The sequence below is a fragment of the Rhodanobacter sp. TND4EL1 genome (assembly GCF_054061035.1).
Genome location: NZ_JBSSDT010000004.1, coordinates 264,900 through 286,542, shown reverse-complemented (window position 1 = coordinate 286,542; position 21,643 = coordinate 264,900). Strand labels below are relative to the sequence as shown.

Annotated in this window: 11 protein-coding genes; 9 read left to right on the top strand and 2 right to left on the bottom strand. The window is 58.9% G+C overall.

The window, feature by feature from the left end; all coding sequences use genetic code 11:
- Positions 1-23: 23 nt before the first annotated feature.
- The 5 genes from ACVWWQ_RS15040 to ACVWWQ_RS15020 all read left to right on the top strand — a co-directional run bounded on the left by ACVWWQ_RS15040 (position 24) and on the right by ACVWWQ_RS15020 (position 11,213).
- Positions 24-2,054, top strand: coding sequence for a site-specific DNA-methyltransferase (locus ACVWWQ_RS15040; protein ID WP_133951889.1), 2,031 nt, complete (start codon positions 24-26; stop codon positions 2,052-2,054).
- A 52-nt stretch (positions 2,055-2,106) separates the two neighbouring features.
- Entirely contained in the window at positions 2,107-3,159 is a 1,053-nt protein-coding gene (locus tag ACVWWQ_RS15035) for a virulence RhuM family protein (RefSeq protein WP_133951887.1), read from the top strand.
- Positions 3,160-3,163: 4 nt separating this feature from the next.
- The gene (locus ACVWWQ_RS15030; RefSeq protein WP_133951885.1) at positions 3,164-6,205 is read left to right on the top strand and encodes a restriction endonuclease; all 3,042 of its coding nucleotides are present in this window, start codon (positions 3,164-3,166) and stop codon (positions 6,203-6,205) included.
- A gap of 176 nt (positions 6,206-6,381) precedes the next feature.
- Entirely contained in the window at positions 6,382-8,121 is a 1,740-nt protein-coding gene (locus tag ACVWWQ_RS15025) for a hypothetical protein (protein WP_133951883.1), read from the top strand.
- Entirely contained in the window at positions 8,118-11,213 is a 3,096-nt protein-coding gene (locus ACVWWQ_RS15020; RefSeq protein ID WP_133951872.1) for an AAA family ATPase, read from the top strand. The genes ACVWWQ_RS15025 and ACVWWQ_RS15020 overlap by 4 nt, the downstream gene beginning before the upstream one ends.
- Before the next feature lie 216 nt (positions 11,214-11,429).
- Here ACVWWQ_RS15020 and ACVWWQ_RS15015 read toward each other — a convergent pair whose 3' ends face one another.
- Both ACVWWQ_RS15015 and ACVWWQ_RS15010 read right to left on the bottom strand, forming a co-directional pair.
- The gene (locus ACVWWQ_RS15015) at positions 11,430-12,596 is read right to left on the bottom strand and encodes an XRE family transcriptional regulator (RefSeq protein ID WP_133951870.1); all 1,167 of its coding nucleotides are present in this window, start codon (positions 12,594-12,596) and stop codon (positions 11,430-11,432) included.
- Positions 12,597-12,602: 6 nt separating this feature from the next.
- The gene (locus ACVWWQ_RS15010; protein ID WP_133951868.1) at positions 12,603-13,244 is read right to left on the bottom strand and encodes a hypothetical protein; all 642 of its coding nucleotides are present in this window, start codon (positions 13,242-13,244) and stop codon (positions 12,603-12,605) included.
- A gap of 657 nt (positions 13,245-13,901) precedes the next feature.
- Between ACVWWQ_RS15010 and hsdR the strand changes: the two genes are divergently transcribed.
- From hsdR to ACVWWQ_RS14990, 4 genes are all read left to right on the top strand, one after another.
- Positions 13,902-17,402, top strand: a complete 3,501-nt coding sequence (hsdR, locus tag ACVWWQ_RS15005) for a type I restriction-modification system endonuclease (protein WP_133951866.1) — start codon at positions 13,902-13,904, stop codon at positions 17,400-17,402.
- 110 nt (positions 17,403-17,512) lie between these two features.
- A complete protein-coding gene (locus ACVWWQ_RS15000) occupies positions 17,513-18,688 on the top strand; it encodes a Fic family protein (RefSeq protein WP_133951864.1) in 1,176 nt (391 codons plus the stop codon).
- A complete protein-coding gene (locus ACVWWQ_RS14995; RefSeq protein ID WP_133951862.1) occupies positions 18,685-20,223 on the top strand; it encodes an N-6 DNA methylase in 1,539 nt (512 codons plus the stop codon). Before ACVWWQ_RS15000 ends, ACVWWQ_RS14995 begins: the two co-directional genes overlap by 4 nt.
- Entirely contained in the window at positions 20,204-21,565 is a 1,362-nt protein-coding gene (locus tag ACVWWQ_RS14990) for a restriction endonuclease subunit S (protein ID WP_133951860.1), read from the top strand. The genes ACVWWQ_RS14995 and ACVWWQ_RS14990 overlap by 20 nt, the downstream gene beginning before the upstream one ends.
- Positions 21,566-21,643: the final 78 nt, after the last annotated feature.

The window sequence follows — 21,643 nt, the reverse complement described above, 5'->3', positions numbered from 1 at the left end:
GACATTTATCCAAGAGCCCTACCATGCAGAAAATCACCGCCAGCGACCCCGCCGCCCATTCTGTCGATGTGCGAGCAGAGAACATCGACAAGCTCAAGACGCTGTTCCCTGAGCTGATCACCGAAAGCGCGGATGGCGCGGCGATCAACGTCGATGTGCTCAAGCAGCTGGTCGGTGATGCCACGGTCACCGATGCCGACGAGAAGTACGGCCTCAACTGGCACGGCAAGCGCCGCGCGCGGCAACTGGCGTTGACGCCGAGCACCGGCACCCTGCGGCCGTGCCCGGAAGACAGTGTGGACTGGGACACCACCCAGAACCTGATGATCGAGGGCGACAACCTTGAGGTGCTGAAGCTGCTGCAGAAAAGCTATGCCAACAAGGTCAAGCTGATCTATATCGACCCGCCGTACAACACCGGTAAGGATTTTGTATACCCGGACAACTTCCAAGACAGCATCAAAAACTACTTGGAGCTGACCGGCCAAGTCGAAGGCGGTGCGAAAGTGAGCTCGAACACCGAAGCATCAGGTCGGTTCCACACCGACTGGCTCAATATGATGCTTCCGAGGCTAAAGCTGAGTGTGAGCTTACTGCGCCGAGATGGATTCATCATCCTAAGCATCGGCGACCGTGAGTTCGGCCATATGCGCGCGCTGATGAACGAAATATACGGAGAAGAAAATTTTGTCGGTGTATTGGTCTTTGATCGCAACAGAAAGAACGATGCGAAACTGCTTTCAGTAGGACATGAATACATGGTGGTTTACGCGCGCGATAAAGCGCTGCTGAAATCATTGGAGGTCAAGCTTCGGACACCGAAAGAGGGCGTGGAAGAGGTCAAGGAGCTTTTCGATAAGTTACGTTTGGAATTCGGCGAGGACTGGGCGCGCATCGGCGAAGGTCTCCGAGAATTTTACGGCACATTCGAAGAAGACGATCCACGAATGCCACTGGCGAGATTTACCAAGGTCGACCAGAAAGGGCCATTTCGCTCAGACGGAAATCCAAGTTGGCCAGGAGGGAGCGGCCCTCGGTATGAGGTTCTTCATCCCGTCACAAAGTTACCCTGTAAGGTTCCAGGGCGGGGATGGGTATGGCCCACATTCGAAAGAATGGAGCAGGAGATTAATGCAGGAAACGTCGTCTTCGGTCCTGATGAAACCACGATTCCCTCCGTTCGTATGAACTTATTTGAGAAAGACGAACAGGTGATGCGCAGTGTTCAGTTTAGCTACGCGCAGAAGGCGACTCAGGATTTCGCAGCGTTGTTCGATGGGAAGGCCGTTTTCCAGAATCCGAAGAGTTTTCGTGATCTTCAAAAGCTTGTTACCTACTTCACTGATGCAGGGGACGTCGTTTGTGATTTTTTTGCGGGATCGGGAACTACAGGGCACGGAGTGATGCGATCAAACGCCGAAGCCGAAGCCGAAGCCGAAATGAGTCGTCGTTTTGTCTTGGTGCAAATTCCGGAGCCGCTTGACCCTGAGGATAAAGATCAGAAGATTGCTGCTGACTTTTGTGACGAAATGGCGCTTCCAAAGAACATCGCAGAACTCACCAAGGAACGTTTGCGCAGATCGGGCGCGGCAGTCAGATCAGAATTTCCTGGGTCGGAGGTCGACACCGGCTTCCGCGTCTACAAGCTCGACCAGTCGAACATTCGCACGTGGCAACCCAGCGACGACCTAGAAAGGGATCTGATCGACAACATCGAACACATCGCCCCCGACCGAAGCGAAGACGACGTACTCACCGAACTGCTGCTCAAGCTCGGCCTCGATCTGTGCGTACCGATCGAACAGCGCCAGATCGCGGGCAAGCGCGTCTACGCCATCGGCGGCGGCGTGCTACTGGCCTGTCTGGATACGTCGATCACCGTGGCCGACGCCGAAGCGCTGGCCCTGGGTATCGCCGACTGGCACCAGCAACTTGCACCCAGTGGCGACACCACCTGCGTGTTCCGCGACAGCGCGTTCGCCGATGACGTAGCCAAGACCAACCTTGCCGCCATCCTCGACCAGCACGGCATCCACACCGTGCGGAGCCTGTGATGGGTGCCGGCAAGGGTGCGTCGTCGCAGGCTCTGATCGAGAAGGTGGCCCGATGACTTCCCATGGCATGATTCCAAGCGGCCAGTTCCTGATCCACACGACGGATGACGGCCGCACGCGTGTGCGCTGTCTGTTTCGCGACGAGACGTTGTGGCTGACCCAGGCACAGATGGCCGAGCTGTACCAGGTCAGCGGCAAAACCATCAGCGAGCACCTGGTCAACCTCTATGACGAGGAAGAATGCCAGCCTGAACGAACTATCCGGAAATTCCGGATAGTTCAGCCCGAGGGTGGGCGCGAGGTGCGGCGTACCCTGGATCACTACAGCCTGGAAGCGATCCTGGCCGTCGGTTATCGCGTGCGCTCCACGCGCGGCACCCAGTTCCGCCAATGGGCGACTGAACGGCTGGGCGAATACCTGGTGAAGGGATTCACCATGGACGACGAGCGGCTGAAGAATCCGCCAGTCGAAGGGGCCGGCATCCCCGATCATTTCGATGAGCTGCTGGACCGCATTCGTGACATCCGCGCCAGCGAGCGGCGCATGTATTTGCGGGTGCGCGAGATCTTCGCCATGGCGGCCGACTACCGACCGAGCGCGAAGGATACGACGCTGTTCTTCCAGATCATCCAGAACAAGCTGCACTTCGCTGCGACCGGCCTGACGGCGCCCCAGCTGATCCTGCAACGTGCTGACCACACCCGGCCGAACATGGGTGTGACGTCCAGCAAAGGGCGTGAAGTACGCAAGGCGGACGTGACCGTCGCCAAGAACTATCTGCGCGAAGATGAGATATCCGAGCTCAATCGCATCGTGGTGATGTGGCTGGACTTCGCGGAAGATCAAGCCAAGCGCCGCAAGGATGTGTTCCTGAAGGACTGGGAGAGCAAGCTCGATGACTTCCTCGCGTTCAACGAACGCCGGGTGCTCGGCAGCGCCGGTAGCGTGAGCAAGATTGCAGCCGATGCGCGCGCCCATGACGAATACGAGCAATTCGCCAAACAGCGCCGCGAGTTGCTGGAGAACGAGGGCGAACGCGAAAACATCAAGGCATTGGAAGGCGTCGCCAAGCGCCTGCCCAAGAAGCATAAAAAGACGGAATGAGTCAATGAAACTCCACTTTGAAGCCAACCTCGACTACCAGTTGCGCGCCATCGACTCAGTATGCGAGTTATTCCACGGCCAGGAACTATGCCGCACCGAGTTCACTGTCACCCAGCGCGTGGCATCCCCACAGATGGGCCTACCGCTGGGGCAAGGCACCGAAGAGTCCACGCTCGGTATCGGCAATCGACTGACCCTGCTGGATGACCAACTACTGGAAAACCTGCACAAGGTGCAGCTGGGCAACGGGCTCGCGCCTTCTTCAACGCTCGCCTCCGGTGATTTCACGGTGGAGATGGAAACAGGTACTGGCAAGACCTACGTGTACCTGCGCACGATCTTCGAGCTGCACAAGCGCTACGGTTTTGCCAAGTTCGTGATCGTGGTGCCTTCGGTGGCGATCAAGGAGGGCGTGTACAAATCGCTGGAGATTACCGCGGAGCACTTCCGCGAGCTCTACAGCGGCACGCCGTTTGAGTACTTCATCTACGACTCGGCCAAGCTCGGCCAGGTACGCAACTTCGCCAGCAGCCCGAACATCCAGGTGATGGTGATCACCGTGGCGGCAATCAACAAGTTTGGCGACGAGGATGCGGCGGCCGAGGAAGAGTCCGACGACAACAAGCGCCGCGAAAAGTCGAAGAACGTGATGTATCGCGCCAGCGAAAAGACCGGTGGCGAACGCCCGATCGACCTGATCCGCGCCACCCGCCCGATTCTGATCGTGGACGAACCCCAAAGTGTGGATGGCGGCATCGACGGCAAGGGCCGCAAAGCGCTAGAGCACATGCACCCGCTGTGCACCCTGCGCTATTCCGCCACCCATGCCGACAAACATCACATGGTGTATCGGCTGGACGCGATTGACGCCTACGAGCAGAAGCTGGTCAAGCAAATCGAGGTAGCCGCGGCGACGGTGGAAAGCGGTGGTAACAAGCCGTTTGTGCGATTGATTTCGACCAAGAGCACGCGTGGCACGGTTACCGCCAAGGTCGAGCTCGATGTCGAAAGCCACGGCAAGGTGCAGCGTAAGGAAGCCACCGTGTCTGACGGCGACGATCTGGAGCAGACCACCAAGCGTGAGCTGTATCGCGATATGCGTGTCGGTGAGATTCGGTCCGGCCGCGGTCAGGCGATGCTGGAATTGCGCTACCCCGGTGGAGAGCAGTGGCTGGAGCCCGACCAGGCCCACGGCGATGTCGACCCGCTGGCGATTCAGCGCCAGATGATCCGCCGCACCATCAAGGAGCATCTGGACAAGGAGCTGGTCTTGCGCCCCAAGGGCATCAAGGTGCTATCCCTGTTCTTCATCGACGCGGTGGATCGCTATCGCCTGTACGACGCCGAGGGCAACCCACAGCCGGGCGTGTACGCGCAGATGTTCGAAGAGGAATACACGCGGTACTCAAAGCATCCTGATTACCGAAATCTTTTCGCCGAGGTCGATCTCAGCCACGCTGCGGCGGATGTACATGCCGGCTATTTCTCCATCGACCGCAAAAAGGTCGGTGGAAAGACGGTCGACATGATCAAGGACACCAGCGGCACCACCAAGGCCGACGATGACGCCTACAACCTGATCATGCGTGACAAGGAAAGGCTGCTGAGTCTGGCCACGCCGCTCAAGTTCATCTTCTCCCACTCGGCGCTGCGCGAAGGCTGGGACAACCCCAATGTGTTTCAGATCTGCACGCTGCGCGACATCCAGAGCGAGCGCATGCGCCGCCAGACCATCGGCCGTGGCTTGCGCCTGTGCGTCAACCAGAAGGGCGAGCGCGAGCGTGGTTTTGACATCAACACCCTGACCGTGATCGCCACCGAGACCTTCGAGCAGTTTGCCGAGAACCTACAGAAGGAGGTCGAGCAAGACACCGGCATCCGCTTCGGCATCATCGAGAAGCACCAGTTTGTCGCCATCGCGACCATTCAAGCCGACGGTCAGCTCGCTCCGCTCGGCTTGGAGGCATCCGAGACCTTGTGGCGGGCCTTGAAGGACAAGGGCTACATCAACGCGCAGGGCAAGGTGCAGGACGTACTCAAGACCGCACTGAAGGATGGCTCCCTGGAAGTACCTGCGGCCTTTGCCGAGCAACGCGAACAGATTGCCACTGTCCTGCGCAAACTGACCGGCCGTCTGGAGGTGAAGAACGCAGACGAGCGCAAAGCGGTGCGCACCCGTCAGGCTGTGTTGCAGAGCCCCGAGTTCAAGGCTCTGTGGGACCGCATAAAGCACAAGACCACCTATCGCGTGGCATTCGACAACGAGAAGCTGATAGCGAGCTGCATCGAGGCCGTGCAGAAGGCACCGCGAATTACCAAGGCGCGCCTGCAATGGCGCAAAGCAGACATTGCCATCGGCAAGGCAGGCATCGAGGCGACCGAGAAAAAGGGTGCCGCCAACGTGGCGCTGGATGAAACCGACATCGCGCTGCCCGACATACTCACGGACCTGCAGGACCGCACCCAGCTCACCCGGCGGTCCCTGCAGCGCATCCTGGTCGAGAGTCGCCGGCTGGACGACTTCAAGCGCAACCCGCAACAGTTTATCGAACAGATCGCCGAAGCCATCAACCGCTGCAAGCGCCTGGCGGTCGTCGACGGTATCAAGTACCAACGCTTGGGCGACGCCAGCTACTATGCACAAGAGCTGTTTGAGCGGGAAGAACTGACTGGATATCTGAAGAACATGTTGGGCGCCGACAAAGCGGTGTACGAGAGCGTGGTCTACGACTCGACCGTCGAACGCGACTTCGCCAACCAGTTGGAAAAGAACGACGCAGTGAAGGTCTACGCCAAGCTGCCAGGCTGGTTCAAAATCCCGACGCCGCTAGGCAGCTACAACCCAGATTGGGCTTTACTGCTGGAGCAGGATGGTGAGGAACGCCTCTACTTCGTCGTCGAAACCAAGGCAGGCCTGTTCGCCGATGACGTACGCACGCGCGAGCAAGCCAAGATCGACTGCGGCAAGGCACACTTCAAGTCGCTGGCGGTCGGGGAAGATCCCGCGAGGTATGCGGTAGCGCGATCACTGGATGATCTCCTGTGACACGGAGCTTGGGACAGGATGAATCACACCGATCAATGCTTCAAGGCGGCGAGGTTCCGGCGGGTTGTCATCGTTTTAGATCTAATGCGGCGATAGTTGACAGGGTAGATCGAAAACAGCCTGACAAGCCGACGATCCTAGGTCGACTGTGAGGGGCGGAAGGGAGGCAGGGGAAAGTGACGGTGCTCAGAAATGTTTCGGAGAGAATGGGTGAAGAGGGCATGGCCTCACCTAGACTCCCATTTCTCTCGACAGAGCCGGGCCTCATTCGAGTGCTCCTATTTCAGCCGAAGGGCGTCATCGTAGCAACGGAGACTGCCGTCGGCGTAAGGGATCGCTCGTTGCTCTGCGCCCAGATGAAGGCTTTTTTCAACCAATCGAGAGAGCTCAATGTTGACCTAGCTGCTTGTCCGGAATACGCGTGCCCATGGGAAGCATTGAGCGAAGCCATCGCGGAAGGGGTTACCCCCGTCGAGGGCAAGTTGTGGGCAATTGCTTGCGAAAGCATTTCGATCGGTGACCTTCGCGTAACAGCTGATGCCTTGGCGGCGCATTGCCGCGTGGTCATCGATCGGCCACCAGCCGGCGCCAACGGGGAATTTCTCGACTGCTTGTCCTACCTCTTCGTCGCTCGCGATGAGATGGGTGCGCAAGTGCTCACGATCTTAGTGCAGTTTAAGACTTGCCAAATGGGCGGTGACACATACGAGTCTGAGCACCTGATCTTGGGCGACACCATTTACCGTTTTGGAGATCCAGGCGAGAACCGCCTAGTGGGGCTGCTCTGCTCGGACTCGCTCTCACAGAGCTTCATGGATGATGTGGTGCCCGAGCTCCGCCATAACACACTGGTGCTCCATCTCCAGCTCAATCCGCACGGCGATAGCGCTCGCTTCCGGGCTTATCGCGAAGCGTGTTGCCACGAAGTACCACGAAATACTGAGGTTCTATGCCTTAACTGGGCAAAAGGTACGAAACTCGAAAACGGAGCGAAGGATGATGACCTCGTTACAGAGCCGCGAACCATCCTGTTTCGTCCTGCTGACGACGACTTGGAGGCTGGCGACGCTCGGGTAGTCAGCAACCATAAGTTGGGCTGTTACCTGACCTATTGGGAACAGTACCGAAGCGCGGCCTATGTATTTTCGCCGGATCCGCAGCTGTTTGCTTTGAAGATGTCGAAGCCCTCGGTGATCGGTGCTGGCGCATTGGCCCGTCGGGTCGGAATCATCATGGACGGGCGCTATGAATGGAGTAACGACGATTGGATCCCGGCGGCAGGAGATGCAAGGGATCGATTTGAAGATTACTGGTTAGGACAGGCGCCCCAATTGCGCCCGTATCTTGAACACTTGAGTGAGAAACCGTTGGATGCCGAGCGCCTCATCCAACTGTGCACAGGACGGGGACTTGGCGATAGGCTGGATGATTGGAAGACGCTCCCTTCCTTTCGGTTAGATACGGACGACACGGCACGCCGCTTGCGACTCTGCTGGTCGACGGAGGGGCAAGGGTATCGCTTCAGGGCTGACTGCCTCAGAGATTTTCGGGGCTTTGTAGCCGTTGTGATGAACCCGCCGGCTTTTTCCGCGCGACTGACGCCCTTCAAGGAGCAGGCCTTCACGGTCGACTACCGATCAGCTCCGCACTTTCTGCACCATCGCAACCTTCACATCAACGGCGGACCGTCCGCGACTGCCGTCTTCCTCGGGTCTACGCCGGACAGAGCTACGCTGACTCTGACTAAGACTAAGCTTCTCAGGCGCATCGCGGATGTTGGGCAAGATCAAGAATTGATCGCGATTTGGTACCGAGACGATATGGGCAAACTGAAAGATCACATGGACCATCAGGTTCCGGAGATTTCCGATGACCCGGTGCGAAACCCCGTTGGCATTGATGAAACGACCATATGAACGCCAGTGATCTGCTTCCCAAGTTACGCGCGTCCTTCGATTCTTGCGTTATTGACAGTGAGCACAACGTCGTCCGATGTGAGCACCACGTCGGAGAAGTCGTACGGAGCGTCTACTTTTTTTGCCCTGTGAGTACGCTTCCCTCTTCCTCGGAGTTCACGCAACTGCAGGAGGGGGTGGTGGCGCCGTCCTATTACCGTGCACAGGATGCGTCCCGCTGGAATCACTTTCTTGTCTTCGTCATGGCGGGAGCCTCTGTTATAGACCAAGACCCGGGCAATCGCGGTTGGATCGAAGCCGATAAGAGCTACGCGCGAAAGATCGTTGTTCAGGACGATGATCTCGGAGTGTTCCTGGATCGGGCGGAAACCGGTACTCATCCTGCCGTTCATGCAAATGAGTTACAGCAGATTTGGACACGGGAACTTACAAGCGCCGGGCTGGCCGCAATCGCTGCTGAAGACGCCCGGGCCTCTGTGATTCGAGCCATTCGTGCGGGTCGTACCTCGCCCAATGATTCGCCCCAGCGAGTTCCCGAAGTCCCTGCAAGGGTCGAGGAGCCGGTAACCCTGACGCGCTTGGAAATCCGGCGGTTCGGGGATCGCAGTTTGCGCGGTGAGTTTCAGCTTGGAAGGGTGAATCTCATCCGGGGCCCTAACGGGGTGGGGAAAACCAGCTTTATCGAAGCTATCGAGCATTTTTTTTGCGGAACGACGCTCCGGAATAAAGGGGTGGCCGAGAATCTCGACGCGAGCATTGCCTTCAGTAATGGAAAGACCCATCGTTACAAGTTGCAGGCTGCCTCTTACTACCAGGGCAAGGACCTCTCTTGGTATGGGCGCTCGACCAACCGGGGAAACAAGCTTTGCGAAGGATTCGCCCGCTACCACTTCATGAACGCGGACGCCGCGGTCGAGCTGTCGCGCGACCCTGTTCTTCAAAACATCAAGGAAGCATTGGCGAAGATCGCGCTCGGACCAGACGCCTCCTATACCTGGAACCGAATTCTGGAATTTGAGCGGGACATCAGTCGGGAACTGAGCCCTCTGTCCAATCAATGGAACGCGATTGACGAACGCTGCAGGCAGGACGAAAGCCGTCTGCAGGCTCTACGGACGCTGTCACCGCAAGTGCTTGTGCAGCTCTCGGCTTTGGAGCGAAAACTGGGTCAGTTGGGTTGGCCTCAAGTGCAATTTCCTGGTCCGTCGATGGAGCTCAAGGATTTCGCCATCTTCGAGCCCCTACATGCATTGCTGAAGCGGGCCATGCTGGAGCCCCCGACGACCGTTGATGCGATCGGGCAAGCCATCGCCCGTTATGTGGAAGATAGTGAGCTAGCCAAGCGGCTGGAGCTATCCAAACACAACGTAAATGCGGAGCGCGCCCGGTTACGCTCGGAGTGGAGCGTGCTGGAGGAGAAATCGTCACGCGCGGCTCGCCTTCGCCAGTACGCGGAACGGTCCTACGGTGAGCTGTTGCAACAGAGGCGAAATGGTGATCGCAAGATTGCGGTGCTCGCGCGTTTTCAGATGGCCGATAGTGATATTGGCCTGTTGGCGGAGGTATTACGCAGTCGTACGGCGATGGAGCGGCCGTTAGGGCAAGTCGCCAATGCTGCCGAGGCCTCTCTCAATGAACTGCGTCAATCGTTGCAGACGCATATCCAGCAGAAGGCACGCGAAGGTGCCTCAGCTACTGCTAGGGAATCCCTGATTGGGCAGATGCGCGTGTTGGCACGCCACTACGCTGAACAGCATCCGCAGGTCGATGCCTGTCCAGTCTGCAACACGCTGATGACAGCGACTGACCTTCTGCGTCAGTTGGAGCTCTCCTCGGCGTCGCATGAGGAGAGTGTGCTGGAGGAGCTCACCGTGGCGATTACCACCACCGAGCAACAGGTCGCGGACGAGCAGGAATATCTTCGTCTGCTAAATCAACTGATGGCGGTGGACGCCGAGAGCCAGCACTGGGCTTGTGAGCAGGCCCTCGCAGTGGCGTGGGAGCACCAGAACACACGAAATGCAGCCCAAGTGGAGCACGTGGCTCTAACACAGGAGCTGGACGCGTTACTTCGCGAGGGATTCTCCCAGCAAGACTATGATGAACTGCTGGGAGCCTGCTTCCCTGATCAAGTCGGTACCGAGATAGCTAGTGCGTCTATCGCCGCCCGACTTGGTGATGCGATTTCTGACGATACAGATCACCTGCGCACAATAGCGGTGCGCGTGAGCGAGCTCGATGTGGAAGGAGAGTCGTACGATCGGGAAATTGTGACCTTGGGTGGGCGCTATGGTGCGATTACCGACGCGGCGGAGATCGGGCGTACTGCACAAATCAGGATTGCATCGTACACAGCGTTCTATGAGGCGCTCAAGGCACTCCCCGCAACGGTTATAGCCGCGTACTCCGAGGACGTGCCGACCTTGCTCGCTCTGTCGAGAACGATTACGGAAGATCTCGATGCGATTGGCGAACGGATTCGTCAGGAGCGCTCGCGCGACGCGGAAATCAAGACATTGGAGACATCGATCGCAACGAACCAACGTTCCGGCGGCCAGCTTCAGTCCGAAATGGAAAATCTGCGCCGAGCGCAAGATGCGCTGGTGTCACTGAAGACGAATCACAGTCTCGATCAGGGGTTGGCCAGCTTCCTGTCGGAAAATCAGGCGTCGATTCAGCATATTTTTTCGCGCATTCATGTGCCAAACGAATTGCGCCTTTCAGCGCTGGCCGAGTGTCAGCTCGAGCGTGTCAACACTCAGGGCGTAGCTGATCTATCCCAGATCAGCACGGGGCAACGAGCGGCCCTCACACTCAGCATCTTCCTGACGCTCAACCTCTCGTTGCGGGCCGGGCCGCCCATCATGTTGATTGACGACCCGGTAGCACACATCGATGATCTGAACGCGCTGGCGTTTCTGGACTACTTGGCGGATGTCGCAGAAGGAGGTCGACGGCAGATATTTTTTGCGACCGCGGATGACCGTCTCGCGAATTTGTTCGAGAAAAAAATGGGCTTCTTGGGCGCGGAGCTTGCGGTGATCAATTTAGCTCCTGGCGCTCGTGTGGAAACAGGCGAACGGCTCAACTAGTGGTCGGCCGACGTCCCCCCACTTTTGTGTAGCACAGCGGTTTGGAGTCCAATCCCCACCTGAAGGAGATTGGACGTGAAGAAGCAGTTTACCGAAGACAAATCATTGACTACCTACGCCAGATCCTTCGAGCAACTTGAACTAGGCAGGACCCGAGAGGGCGCAGTGCCTGGCTTGATTGCTGATTGTCGAATACCCGGAACAGGACGCTAGATCTTAAACAAGACGCAACCTTGCCTTCTTCGGAGACAACGGTTTGGTGACTGAGCTGCCCCCGCTCAGTACGTTCAGCATCAACCCGAAGGTGAGTTCGTTAATTTCGTCCGCCTCGATGTCTAGTTGACTGGCAACAGATGCCTTGGACGTACCTTCCTGGCGCAAGACCGAGAACACCTTCTCTAGCAACAGAGACCGTTCATGAGGTGCACCCTCAGGTTCGCTCTTCCGGAACCCTGCTTCAGCCAATTGAATGCATAGAGTGCGATAGGCCCAATCGGTCGTCAGTCCCAATGAATGCAGCCGATAGTTCAAGGCGGCAACCGAAACCGACCAGTACTTCTTGTGCTTAATCAGCGTGGGAAGCGTTGCGATACGTGGTGCATTTGCCAAAACACTTCCACGTGGCATCAAGAACGCGGAGGCAAAGGCGTTTGCCTCTCGTTCGAGCTCTGGCCCTTGCGTTTGACCGTGCTTGTGTAAAACCAAGTGTCCAAGCTCATGCGCAGCATCGAACCGGCAGTGCTCCGCGGATTTGTAGGTGTTGAGGAACACAAACGGCTTTCCACCATTCCAGACCGAGAAAGCATCGACCTCTTTGGCATCAATCGCCAGAGAGTAGACACGGATACCCTTCGACTCCAATTGGGCGATCATGTTCTTGATGGGCAGCTCACCTAGCCCCCAGTGCGCCCGAAGTGTCTCCGCCGCAGCCTCTGGATCCTGACTGCCGGCTTGACTGGGGTAGTCGTCTGAACTTTCTACCGAAGACGAGCCTCCCTCGGCAGCATCAAGTGCCACGTGGTCTCGCCCTAGATCTGGAACGTCAGGGGTCGGAAGGTCAAATTTTGATTCAATCCAATCGTTAAGCATCAATGCCACCGACCCTGCTCCCAGGGCAGAGTCGCGTTGCTTTGCGCTCATTTTTGAGAGCGAGCGGAAGCTGGCAACCTCAGGAGTGAGCAACTCCGGGGCGTCACCAAAAAAGAACGCTTCGGGAAACCGAAGCGCGTCAGAGATTTTTCGCATGGTGGGTGCTTCTGGCTCTTGCGTTCCACTCTCATAGCCAGTGATAGATCGTTCGCTTACACCCACACGTCCCGCAAGCATCTTTTTAGTCATCCCTCGCCGTTTCCGGGCGAGGGCAAATCTTTTTTCGTTGAACATAAGTGGTTACTCGACCTTACGATGTACCTCGAAATCGATATCAGGCGTTTCGGGCAAGATGATGCCGTCGAAGTCATCACTAAACGACAGCGGAGTAAGGATGATGCGCTCCGACCATTCGATGATTTTGCCGTCTGAATCCATGTCCGACGGTTTCGAAAGCTCGATGCGCCGCTCCTTTGTCTTGGTATCAAAGTGATGAAGCAAGACCCAAGTTTCGAGGTCAGAAGGGGCGGGTTGTGGTGGCAACATATCGGCAAACATGTCGGCTTGTCGGTTCGCATCGACCGCCTTGACGGTGTAACGGCCTTTAGGCGATTTGTTTGAAGGATGGCCCGCTTCGACTCCAGTCTCTTCGTCTCCCGACGCCACAGCTATACCTACCGTGTCGCCCCCATTGATCACCAGCTCGTAGACGCTGGAGTCAGGCCGGTGCCAGCCAAAAGGCCGTAGCAAATTGCGTAGAGATGCAACCATTTCAGCCCACATAACGAGGCCGGGGTAGATTCGCGGGTGGTTCTCCGTAATCCTCGCAGTATGCACATGCGCAAGACGAAGGGCCTCCAGGAGCAGGTCCTCGGTCAATTCCATCTGCGCTAGACGATCTTCCACTGCTTGCGGTTCGACGTACACGACATTCGTCTTCATAGATCTCGCTCAGGTCAACTGGATTGAAGGTCCCCCTGCTTCTTGGAATCCTCCCTCATTTGTGGAAGAAAAACAAGAAGAGTTTGCACCTGCCGATCACATCTTTTTGATGGGGGCAGGACCGATCTCAATTTTTGGGAACTGCGCAAGCGAGGTTGAAATCCAAGGACGGAATTCTTGATGGCACGACGGGACTCTGATCCAGCAACGGCAATTGTTCGAAACTTCGATCTGGTCCTTCAGCTTTTGGCCGGATGCGGCCAGTCGGTCCGGTGATGATGGCCAGGTCCGCTGCCGGAGATTGGCAGTTGCTGTGGTGCGACGTCCCCCCGCTTTGAGTAGCGGGACGGAGTAGAGCGGGACGTCAATCACAGCAATCTGTACAATGTTCGAGGGAACAGAAGGGACAAAATTTCACGTCTGACGGTAACTTTGACGGTAGGTTTTGAAACTAATATTTCAAGAAGTGGATTAGGTAAAGGGTTCGCGTCCTTATTCGAGTCCACCCATAGCCACCAAACGCTCTCGTGGCGTTATGCGGAAACCGAGAACTCCTCAAGGCCTGCCGAAAGCGGGCTTTTTTGTGGGCGCCGCAGTTTGCGCCGCCGATCTGGATGGCTGCGCTAGTATTCCTGCAAACCACGGCATGGACAGGGTATGGCGATCGCCAGCAATGGCTCGGTGGGGGCGGATTTGGGGAGCTTCAACTTTCTGGGTGAGCATGATCCGGTTCTCCTGCAACTGGCTCAGACTGCCGAGCAGATTTTTGCCAGTGACCCCAACACCACGTTGATCAAACTGCGGCAGTTGGGTGAGGCGCTTGCCCAGGACGTGGCGACACGCTCTGGAATCCCGTTCGATGCCACCACCTCCCAATCCGAATTGCTCTTCCGGATCAATCGGGAGCTGCAACTGGATCCGGGCATCCATGGTCTTTTCCACACGCTTCGGGTGGAAGGCAACAAGGCCACGCATGAGTTCAGCACACGCCATCGCGAGGCGATGGATGGTCTGAAGGTCGCTCGCGAACTGGCGATCTGGTATCACCGGTCATTCGGCAAGGCCGGCAGCGACTTCAAGCCGGGGCCGTTTGTTGCGCCGCGTGATCCCAGCGAGGGCCTGCGCGAATTGAAGGCGCAAATTGAGCAGCTTGCGGCAGCCCTCAGTGATTCGCATCAGGAGCTGCAAGACAACCAGCAGCTGATCGAACTGCAGCAACGCGAGACGGCCGAGTCCATGGCGCTTGCCGAGGCCATGGATGCCGAAGCACGCGACTATCAAAAACTGGCTGTCGCACGCGAAGCCGAGCTCATCGCGCTGAACGCCACATTCGAACAGCGATTGGCGAGCGTGCGCGCCGAACTGGAGGCAAATCCGCAGCTCGCGCAGCAGGTCCAGAAAAAGACCCAGCGCGCCAGTCACGCCTTCGATCTGACCGAAGACCTCACGCGCATTCTTATTGACCAGCAGCTCCAGATGGCAGGCTGGGAAGCTGATTCGCTGGACCTGATCCACGCTCGCGGCGGCCGGCCGGAAAAGGGTCGCAACCGGGCGATCGCCGAATGGCCGACCAGCAGTCCGAAGGCCTGTGCGGATTACGTGTTGTTTGCCGGGATGATGCCGATCGCCATTGTCGAGGCCAAACGCAAACGCTTGAACGTGGCCGAGCGCATTCCGCAGGCTGAGCGATACGCGCGCGACTTCCCGATGACCGAAGGGCTTGTGCCCGCATGGTCAGCTGCAACCCACGAGCCAGGCTGGCCGGATGGCCACGGCGGCAGGTTCAAGCTGCCATTCGCGTTTGCGTGCAATGGCCGTCCCTATATCGCCCAGCTGGCCGAACAGTCGGGTACGTGGTTTCGCGATTTGCGCAGCCCCGCGAACCAGCGCCGCGCGCTGCAGGATTTCTACACCCCGGGCGGCTTGCTCGACCTGCTCGCCCGCGACCGTGTGCTGGCCGAGCAGAAGCTGCGGCAGGAAGGGTTTGGCTACCTCAAGTTGCGCGATTACCAATGCAAGGCGATTGCCGAAGTCGAGCGCGCGCTGGCCGAAAATCAACGCCAATGCCTGCTCGCCATGGCCACCGGCACCGGCAAGACGCGCACCGTCATCGGCCTGATGTATCGACTGCTCAAAGCCGAACGCTTTCACCGCATTCTGTTTCTGGTGGACCGCAGCGCGCTGGGAAAACAGGCGCTGGATGCGTTCGACGAAGCAACCCTGGAGCAAAACCACACGCTCTCGCAGATCTACGACGTCAAACAGCTCGGCGACATGGCCGCCGAAGCCGAAACACGCATCCAGGTGGCGACCGTGCAGGCGATGGTGCGGCGCATCTTCCAGTCCGATACGCCACCGCCGGTGGACCAGTTCGACTGCATCATCGTCGACGAAGCACACCGCGGCTACACGCTGGATCAGGAGATGACCGACGGCGAGCTGGCGGTGCGCGATCACCAGCAATACATGTCGCAATACCGGCGCGTGCTGGACTACTTCGATGCTTGTCGTATCGGCCTCACCGCCACGCCGGCCAAACACACCACCGAAATTTTCGGCAAGCCGGTGTTCACCTACAGCTACCGGGAAGCGGTGGCCGACGACTGGCTGATCGACCACGAGCCGCCGATCCGTTACGAAACCCAGCTCAGTCGCCACGGCATTCACTTCGACAAGGGCGCCATGGTCGATGTGGTGAATACGCAAACCGGCGAGCTGGATACCGCCGAGCTGGAGGACGAACTCGACTTCAACATCGAGTCATTCAACCGCCGCGTCATCACGCCGGAATTCGACCGCGTGATCTGCGAGGAGCTGGCCAAGGAGCTGGATCCGGAAGGCGAGGAAAAAACCCTGATCTTCTGCGTCAACCAGGCGCACGCGGTGCGCGTCAAACACCTGCTTGATGCGGCGTTCGCGGAAGTGCACGGCGACAGCTACAACCAGTCCGCAGTCGAGATCATCACCGGTCAAAGTGACCGGGTCGACCTGCTTATCCGGCGCTACAAAAACGAACGCTATCCCAATATCGCGATCACCGTGGACCTGCTCACCACCGGCATCGACGTGCCGAAAATCGCCAATCTGGTGTTCATGCGGCGGGTACGCTCGCGCATTCTCTACGAGCAGATGAAAGGCCGCGCCACCCGCCGCTGCGACGCCATCGGCAAGACGGTGTTCCGCATTTTCGATCCGGTCGATTTATATGCGGCGCTTGAAGCGGTCGACACCATGAAGCCGTTGGTCAAGGATCCCAACATCACCCTCGAGCAGCTCATGCGCGAATTGCAGGACGAGCGCAGCGCGCAGGCGCCCGGCATCCAGCAAGGCCACGGCCACGCCGACGACGTGCTCGACCAGCTCGGTCAGCGCGTCATGCGCATCGTGCGCCGCGCCACGCACAAGGCCGAACGCAAGCCACAGCTGAAGCAGCGGCTCGATGAATTGGAAGCCAGCTGGGGCATGGCGCCGAAGGAGCTTCATCGCCATCTGCGCCAACTCGGTCCGCAAGGCGCCGCCGCCTTCATCGACGAACATGCCCAACTGCTCGACCAGCTGAACCAGATCCAGCGCCTCGGCTCGGAGGACTACCCCGTGCTGGCACCGCATGCCGACAAACTGCTGGCGCGCGAGCAGAACTACGGCGTCCACCAGAAGCCTGAAGACTATCTGGAGAGCTTCCACCAGTTCATCCACCAGCAGCTCAACCAGTCCGTGGCGCTCGGCGTGGTGGTGAACCGCCCGCGCGATCTCACGCGGGAGCAGTTGCGCGAGGTGCGTCTGCTGCTGGACCAGAACGGCTACAGCGAGGCGAGCCTGAGCAGCGCCTGGCGCGACAAGACCCAGCAACAGATTGCGGCCAGCATCGTCGGCTACATCCGCCAGGCCGCGTTGGGCGAGGCCTTGATCCCGTTTGATCAGCGCGTGGCCACGGCGATGCAGCGGATCTATCAGCAGCACAACTGGGCGCCGGTGCAGCGACGCTGGCTGGAGCGTCTGGCGCAGCAACTGGTGCACGAAGTGGTGGTGGACCGTCCCGTGGTGCAGCGCAATTTCGAGCAGGATGGCGGCGCGGCGCGCCTGGACAAACTGCTCAGCGGGCGCCTGGACGATGTCCTGCAGTCGTTGAACGACCATCTCTGGGATCAGGTCGGCTAGCCTGAAATCCATCGCGGAGGCCTGGTCGGTGAGCCGAATAAGCGGCATAATCAGCTCATTGAATGAGCCGAATAACTCGATTATTCGGCTCACCGTACGGAGCACCCCGCTTGGATAACCCCCGCTGGATCTGGCAACAACCGGCTTGGCCACAGTTTCACTGGCAGGCCGGGACGCTGATGCCGCTGCTGCGCGCCTGCCAGCAGGCGCAGGGCCGCTTGCTGGGCATGGCTGGCGCTATTGCGGGCGATGCGCAAGCCCAGAGCGAGCTGGATACGTTGCTGCAAAACATCATCACCTCTTCGGCGATCGAGGGCGAAACCCTCAATGTCGCCTCGGTACGTTCCTCGCTGGCTCGACGCCTGGGCGTGGCCGCGGACCAGGGCGCGCGCGCCACCCCGCGCAGCGAAGGGCTAGCCGCACTGATGCTCGATGCCACCCAGCGCCACGCCGCGCCGCTGGACATGCCACGTCTGCTTGAATGGCACGCATGGCTGTTCCCGCAGCAAGACGCGCTGCTTGCGCATCCCATCCGCGTCGGCAGCCTGCGCGGCAACGAGCCCATGCAGGTGGTCTCCGGTCGCATCGACCGTCCCACCGTGCATTTCGAGGCACCGCCGCGCCAAGGGCTGGAAGCCCAGCTCGATGCTTTCCTCGACTGGTTCAACCGCAGCCGAGCCGATGCCACGCTCGACCCGCTGCTGCGTGCGGGCATGGCGCACTTCTGGTTTGTCACCTTGCATCCCTTCGAGGACGGCAACGGTCGTCTCACCCGCGCCATCACCGATCTGGCGCTGGCCCAGACCGAACATCAGGCCATCCGCCTGCACGCCATGTCCGCCAGCATCCTGGCCGACCGCGCCGGCTATTACCGCGTGCTGGAGTCCAGCCAGAAGGCCGGTCTGGAAATCACCGCGTGGCTGCAGTGGTTTCTCCGCACCCTGTTGAACAGCCTGCAGGAGGCGTTGCAGCGCATCGACCGCGTGCTGGCCAAAACCCGGTTCTGGCAGCAGCACCAGCATCACGGCCTGCTGCCCGAACAGGTCAAGCTGCTCAACCGCCTGCTCGATGGCGGCGAGCGCGGTTTCGAGCACGGCATCAGCGCCGGCAAATACCAGGCGCTGGCCAAGATCTCCAAAGCCACCGCCACCCGCCACTTGGCCGATCTGCTGGACAAGGGCTGCCTTGAGCGCCTGCCCGGCGGGGGCCGCAGCACCCGCTATCAAATTATTTCCGACGCCACTCCCGCACCGGCGGTCGACCCCACTGCATCGAGTACCTCATGACCCAAAACGATATCGTCCAGAAACTCTGGAACCTCTGCGACGTGCTGCGCGACGACGGCATCAACTACAGCGACTACGTCACCGAGCTGGTGCTGTTGCTGTTCGTGAAAATGGAATACGAACAGGTGCAGAACAACGCCAACTTCGAGCACAAACTGCCCGACGGCTGCCGCTGGCCCGACCTCACCGCCTTGTCCGGCCTCAACCTGCTCACCCATTACCGCCAGATGCTGCTGGATCTCAGCCTCAGCCACGACCCGATGATCGCCGCGATCTACGCCGATGCGCAGACGCGCTTGAAGGAGCCGCGCCATCTCGAACAGCTGGTGAAAAGCCTGGACACGCTGGACTGGTTCAGCGCCCGCGACGACGGCCTGGGCGATCTCTATGAAGGCCTGCTGGAGAAAAACGCCAGCGAAACCAAGTCCGGTGCCGGCCAGTACTTCACCCCGCGCGCGCTGATCGACGCCATCATCCGCTGCATCCAGCCGCAGCCCGGCGAAACCATCCAGGATCCCGCCGCCGGCACCGCCGGCTTCCTGATCGCTGCCGACAGCTACATCAAGCAACGCAGCGACGATCTCTACAAATTGGACGACAAGGCGCGCCGCTTCCAGCGGCGCAAGGCCTATATCGGCATGGAGCTGGTGCCCGGCACGCGCCGCCTCGCGCTGATGAACTGCCTGTTGCACGGCATCGAGGGCGAAGGCGCAGGCGTGGTGCAATTGGGCAACAGCCTGGGCAATCCCGGTGCGCGCCTGAAGCCGGTCAACGTGATGCTGTCCAACCCGCCGTTCGGCACCGCCAAGGGCGGCGGCGGGCCGACGCGCGACGACCTCACCTTCCACACCAGCAACAAGCAGCTGGCCTTCCTGCAACACATCTATCGCGGCTTGAAACCCGGCGGCCGCGCCGCCGTGGTGCTGCCCGACAACGTGCTGTTCGAAGCCGGCGTCGGCACCGACGTGCGCCGCGACTTGATGGACAAATGCAACCTGCACACCATCCTGCGCCTGCCCACCGGCATCTTCTACGCGCAAGGCGTCAAGACCAATGTGCTGTTCTTCCACAGCGGCAGCGTGACCAAGCCACGTCAGGACACCGGCTGCACCGAGCGCGTGTGGATCTACGACCTGCGCAGCAACATGCCCAGCTTCGGCAAGCGCACGCCGTTTGGTGTATTGCATCTCAAGCCATTCGAAGATGCTTATGGGGACGATCCCAATGGCGGCAGTCCGCGCATCGATGAAGGTGAGCAGGGGCGTTTTCGCTGTTTCACCCGCGAGCAAATTGCCGAGCGGGGCGACTCGCTGGATATCAGTTGGCTGAAGGATGCCGACAGTGTGGATGCCAATGATTTGCCGGCGCCCGAAGTGTTGGCGGCCGAGGCGATGGCTGAACTCAGCGAAGCTTTTCGCGAACTCGATGCGCTGATGCAGGCGCTGGGCGCGGGGGATGAAGCGCTGGCACAGAAGCGGTTGTTGGCGGAGATGATGGGGCTGGAAGTGCTGCAGAGTGAGGTGGACGGTGAGTGAGTTGCCGGGTGGTTGGGTATTCGCATCGCTTGGCGACCTTCAAACCAACGTGGGAATTTTTTCGGATGGCGACTGGATCGAAAGCAAAGATCAAGACCCAGAAGGGCAGAACAGACTTCTGCAACTAGCAGATATCGGCGATGGCACCTTCATCAATAAGTCGTCACGCTTCGTCAATGACGAAACCTTTGAGCGCTTGAATTGCACGGCGCTGGAGGAAGGTGATGTTCTGATTGCGCGCATGCCGGATCCACTTGGGCGCGCGTGCTTGATGCCGAATTTGCCGCAGAGGTGTCTTACCGTGGTGGACGTCGCGGTTTTCAGATCAGGACACGCCGATATCTCCCACAGATGGCTGATGCATGCCATCAATGCCTCCCCGATACGTGAAGATATTTCACGAAATGCGTCAGGAACCACGAGGAAGCGGATCGCGCGGGGCAAGCTCAGCGAACTCATTTTTCCAGTGCCGCCTGCCGCCGAGCAAAAGCGCATCGCGCAAAAGCTGGATGAGTTGCTGGCCCAGGTCAACACCCTCAAGGCCCGCATCGACGCCATTCCTGCCCTAGTCAAACGCTTCCGGCAATGTGTTCTCGCTTCGGCCCTGTCTGGCAAATTGACCGGTATCTCAGTCGAGGTTGATGCTGCACTTGCTGACACGGGCAACGTAACCGGGGGAATCACAAAGAATTCTAAAAGGTCTTCTTTGGAACTCGTGAGGCCATATTTACGTGTTGCAAACGTCCAAGCAGGACGTCTCGATTTGAGAGAAATTACGTCCATTGGTGTAACTGATCAGGAAGCTAAAAAGACCGAGCTTAAGTCCGGAGATATCCTCATCGTAGAGGGCAACGGCAGCTTGGATCACATTGGCCGCGCCGCAATGTGGAGCGGTGAGATCAAGAATTGTTGTCATCAAAATCATCTGATTCGGTGGAGGCAGGAAGGGCAGGCATTGCCGAAATTTGTTCTGTTCTATCTTGCGTCTCCTCAAGGTCGAGAAGCACTGGTCAAGGCTGCCAAGAGCACTACCGGCCTACATACTCTGAGCATTACTAAGATTTCATCGCTGCGGATTCCTCTGCTAGAGCTGGAGCAGCAAACCGAAATCGTCCGCCGCGTCGAACAGCTCTTCGACTTCGCCGACCAGCTCGAAGCCAAAGTCGTCACCGTCAAACAACGCATCGACACATTGACCCAGAGCATTCTCGCAAAAGCGTTCCGTGGCGAGCTGGTGCCGCAAGACCCCAACGACGAACCTGCCAGCGTGCTGTTGGAACGCATCCGCGCGCAGCGCGCCGCTGCACCCAAGCCGAAACGCGGGCGCAAAACGAAGGGATGATGACTTTGGTCGCTCGACGCCATGCGTGGTTCGAGCAGACCTCCAGCGACAACCAAACAGCACGACTGAGGGGATGGC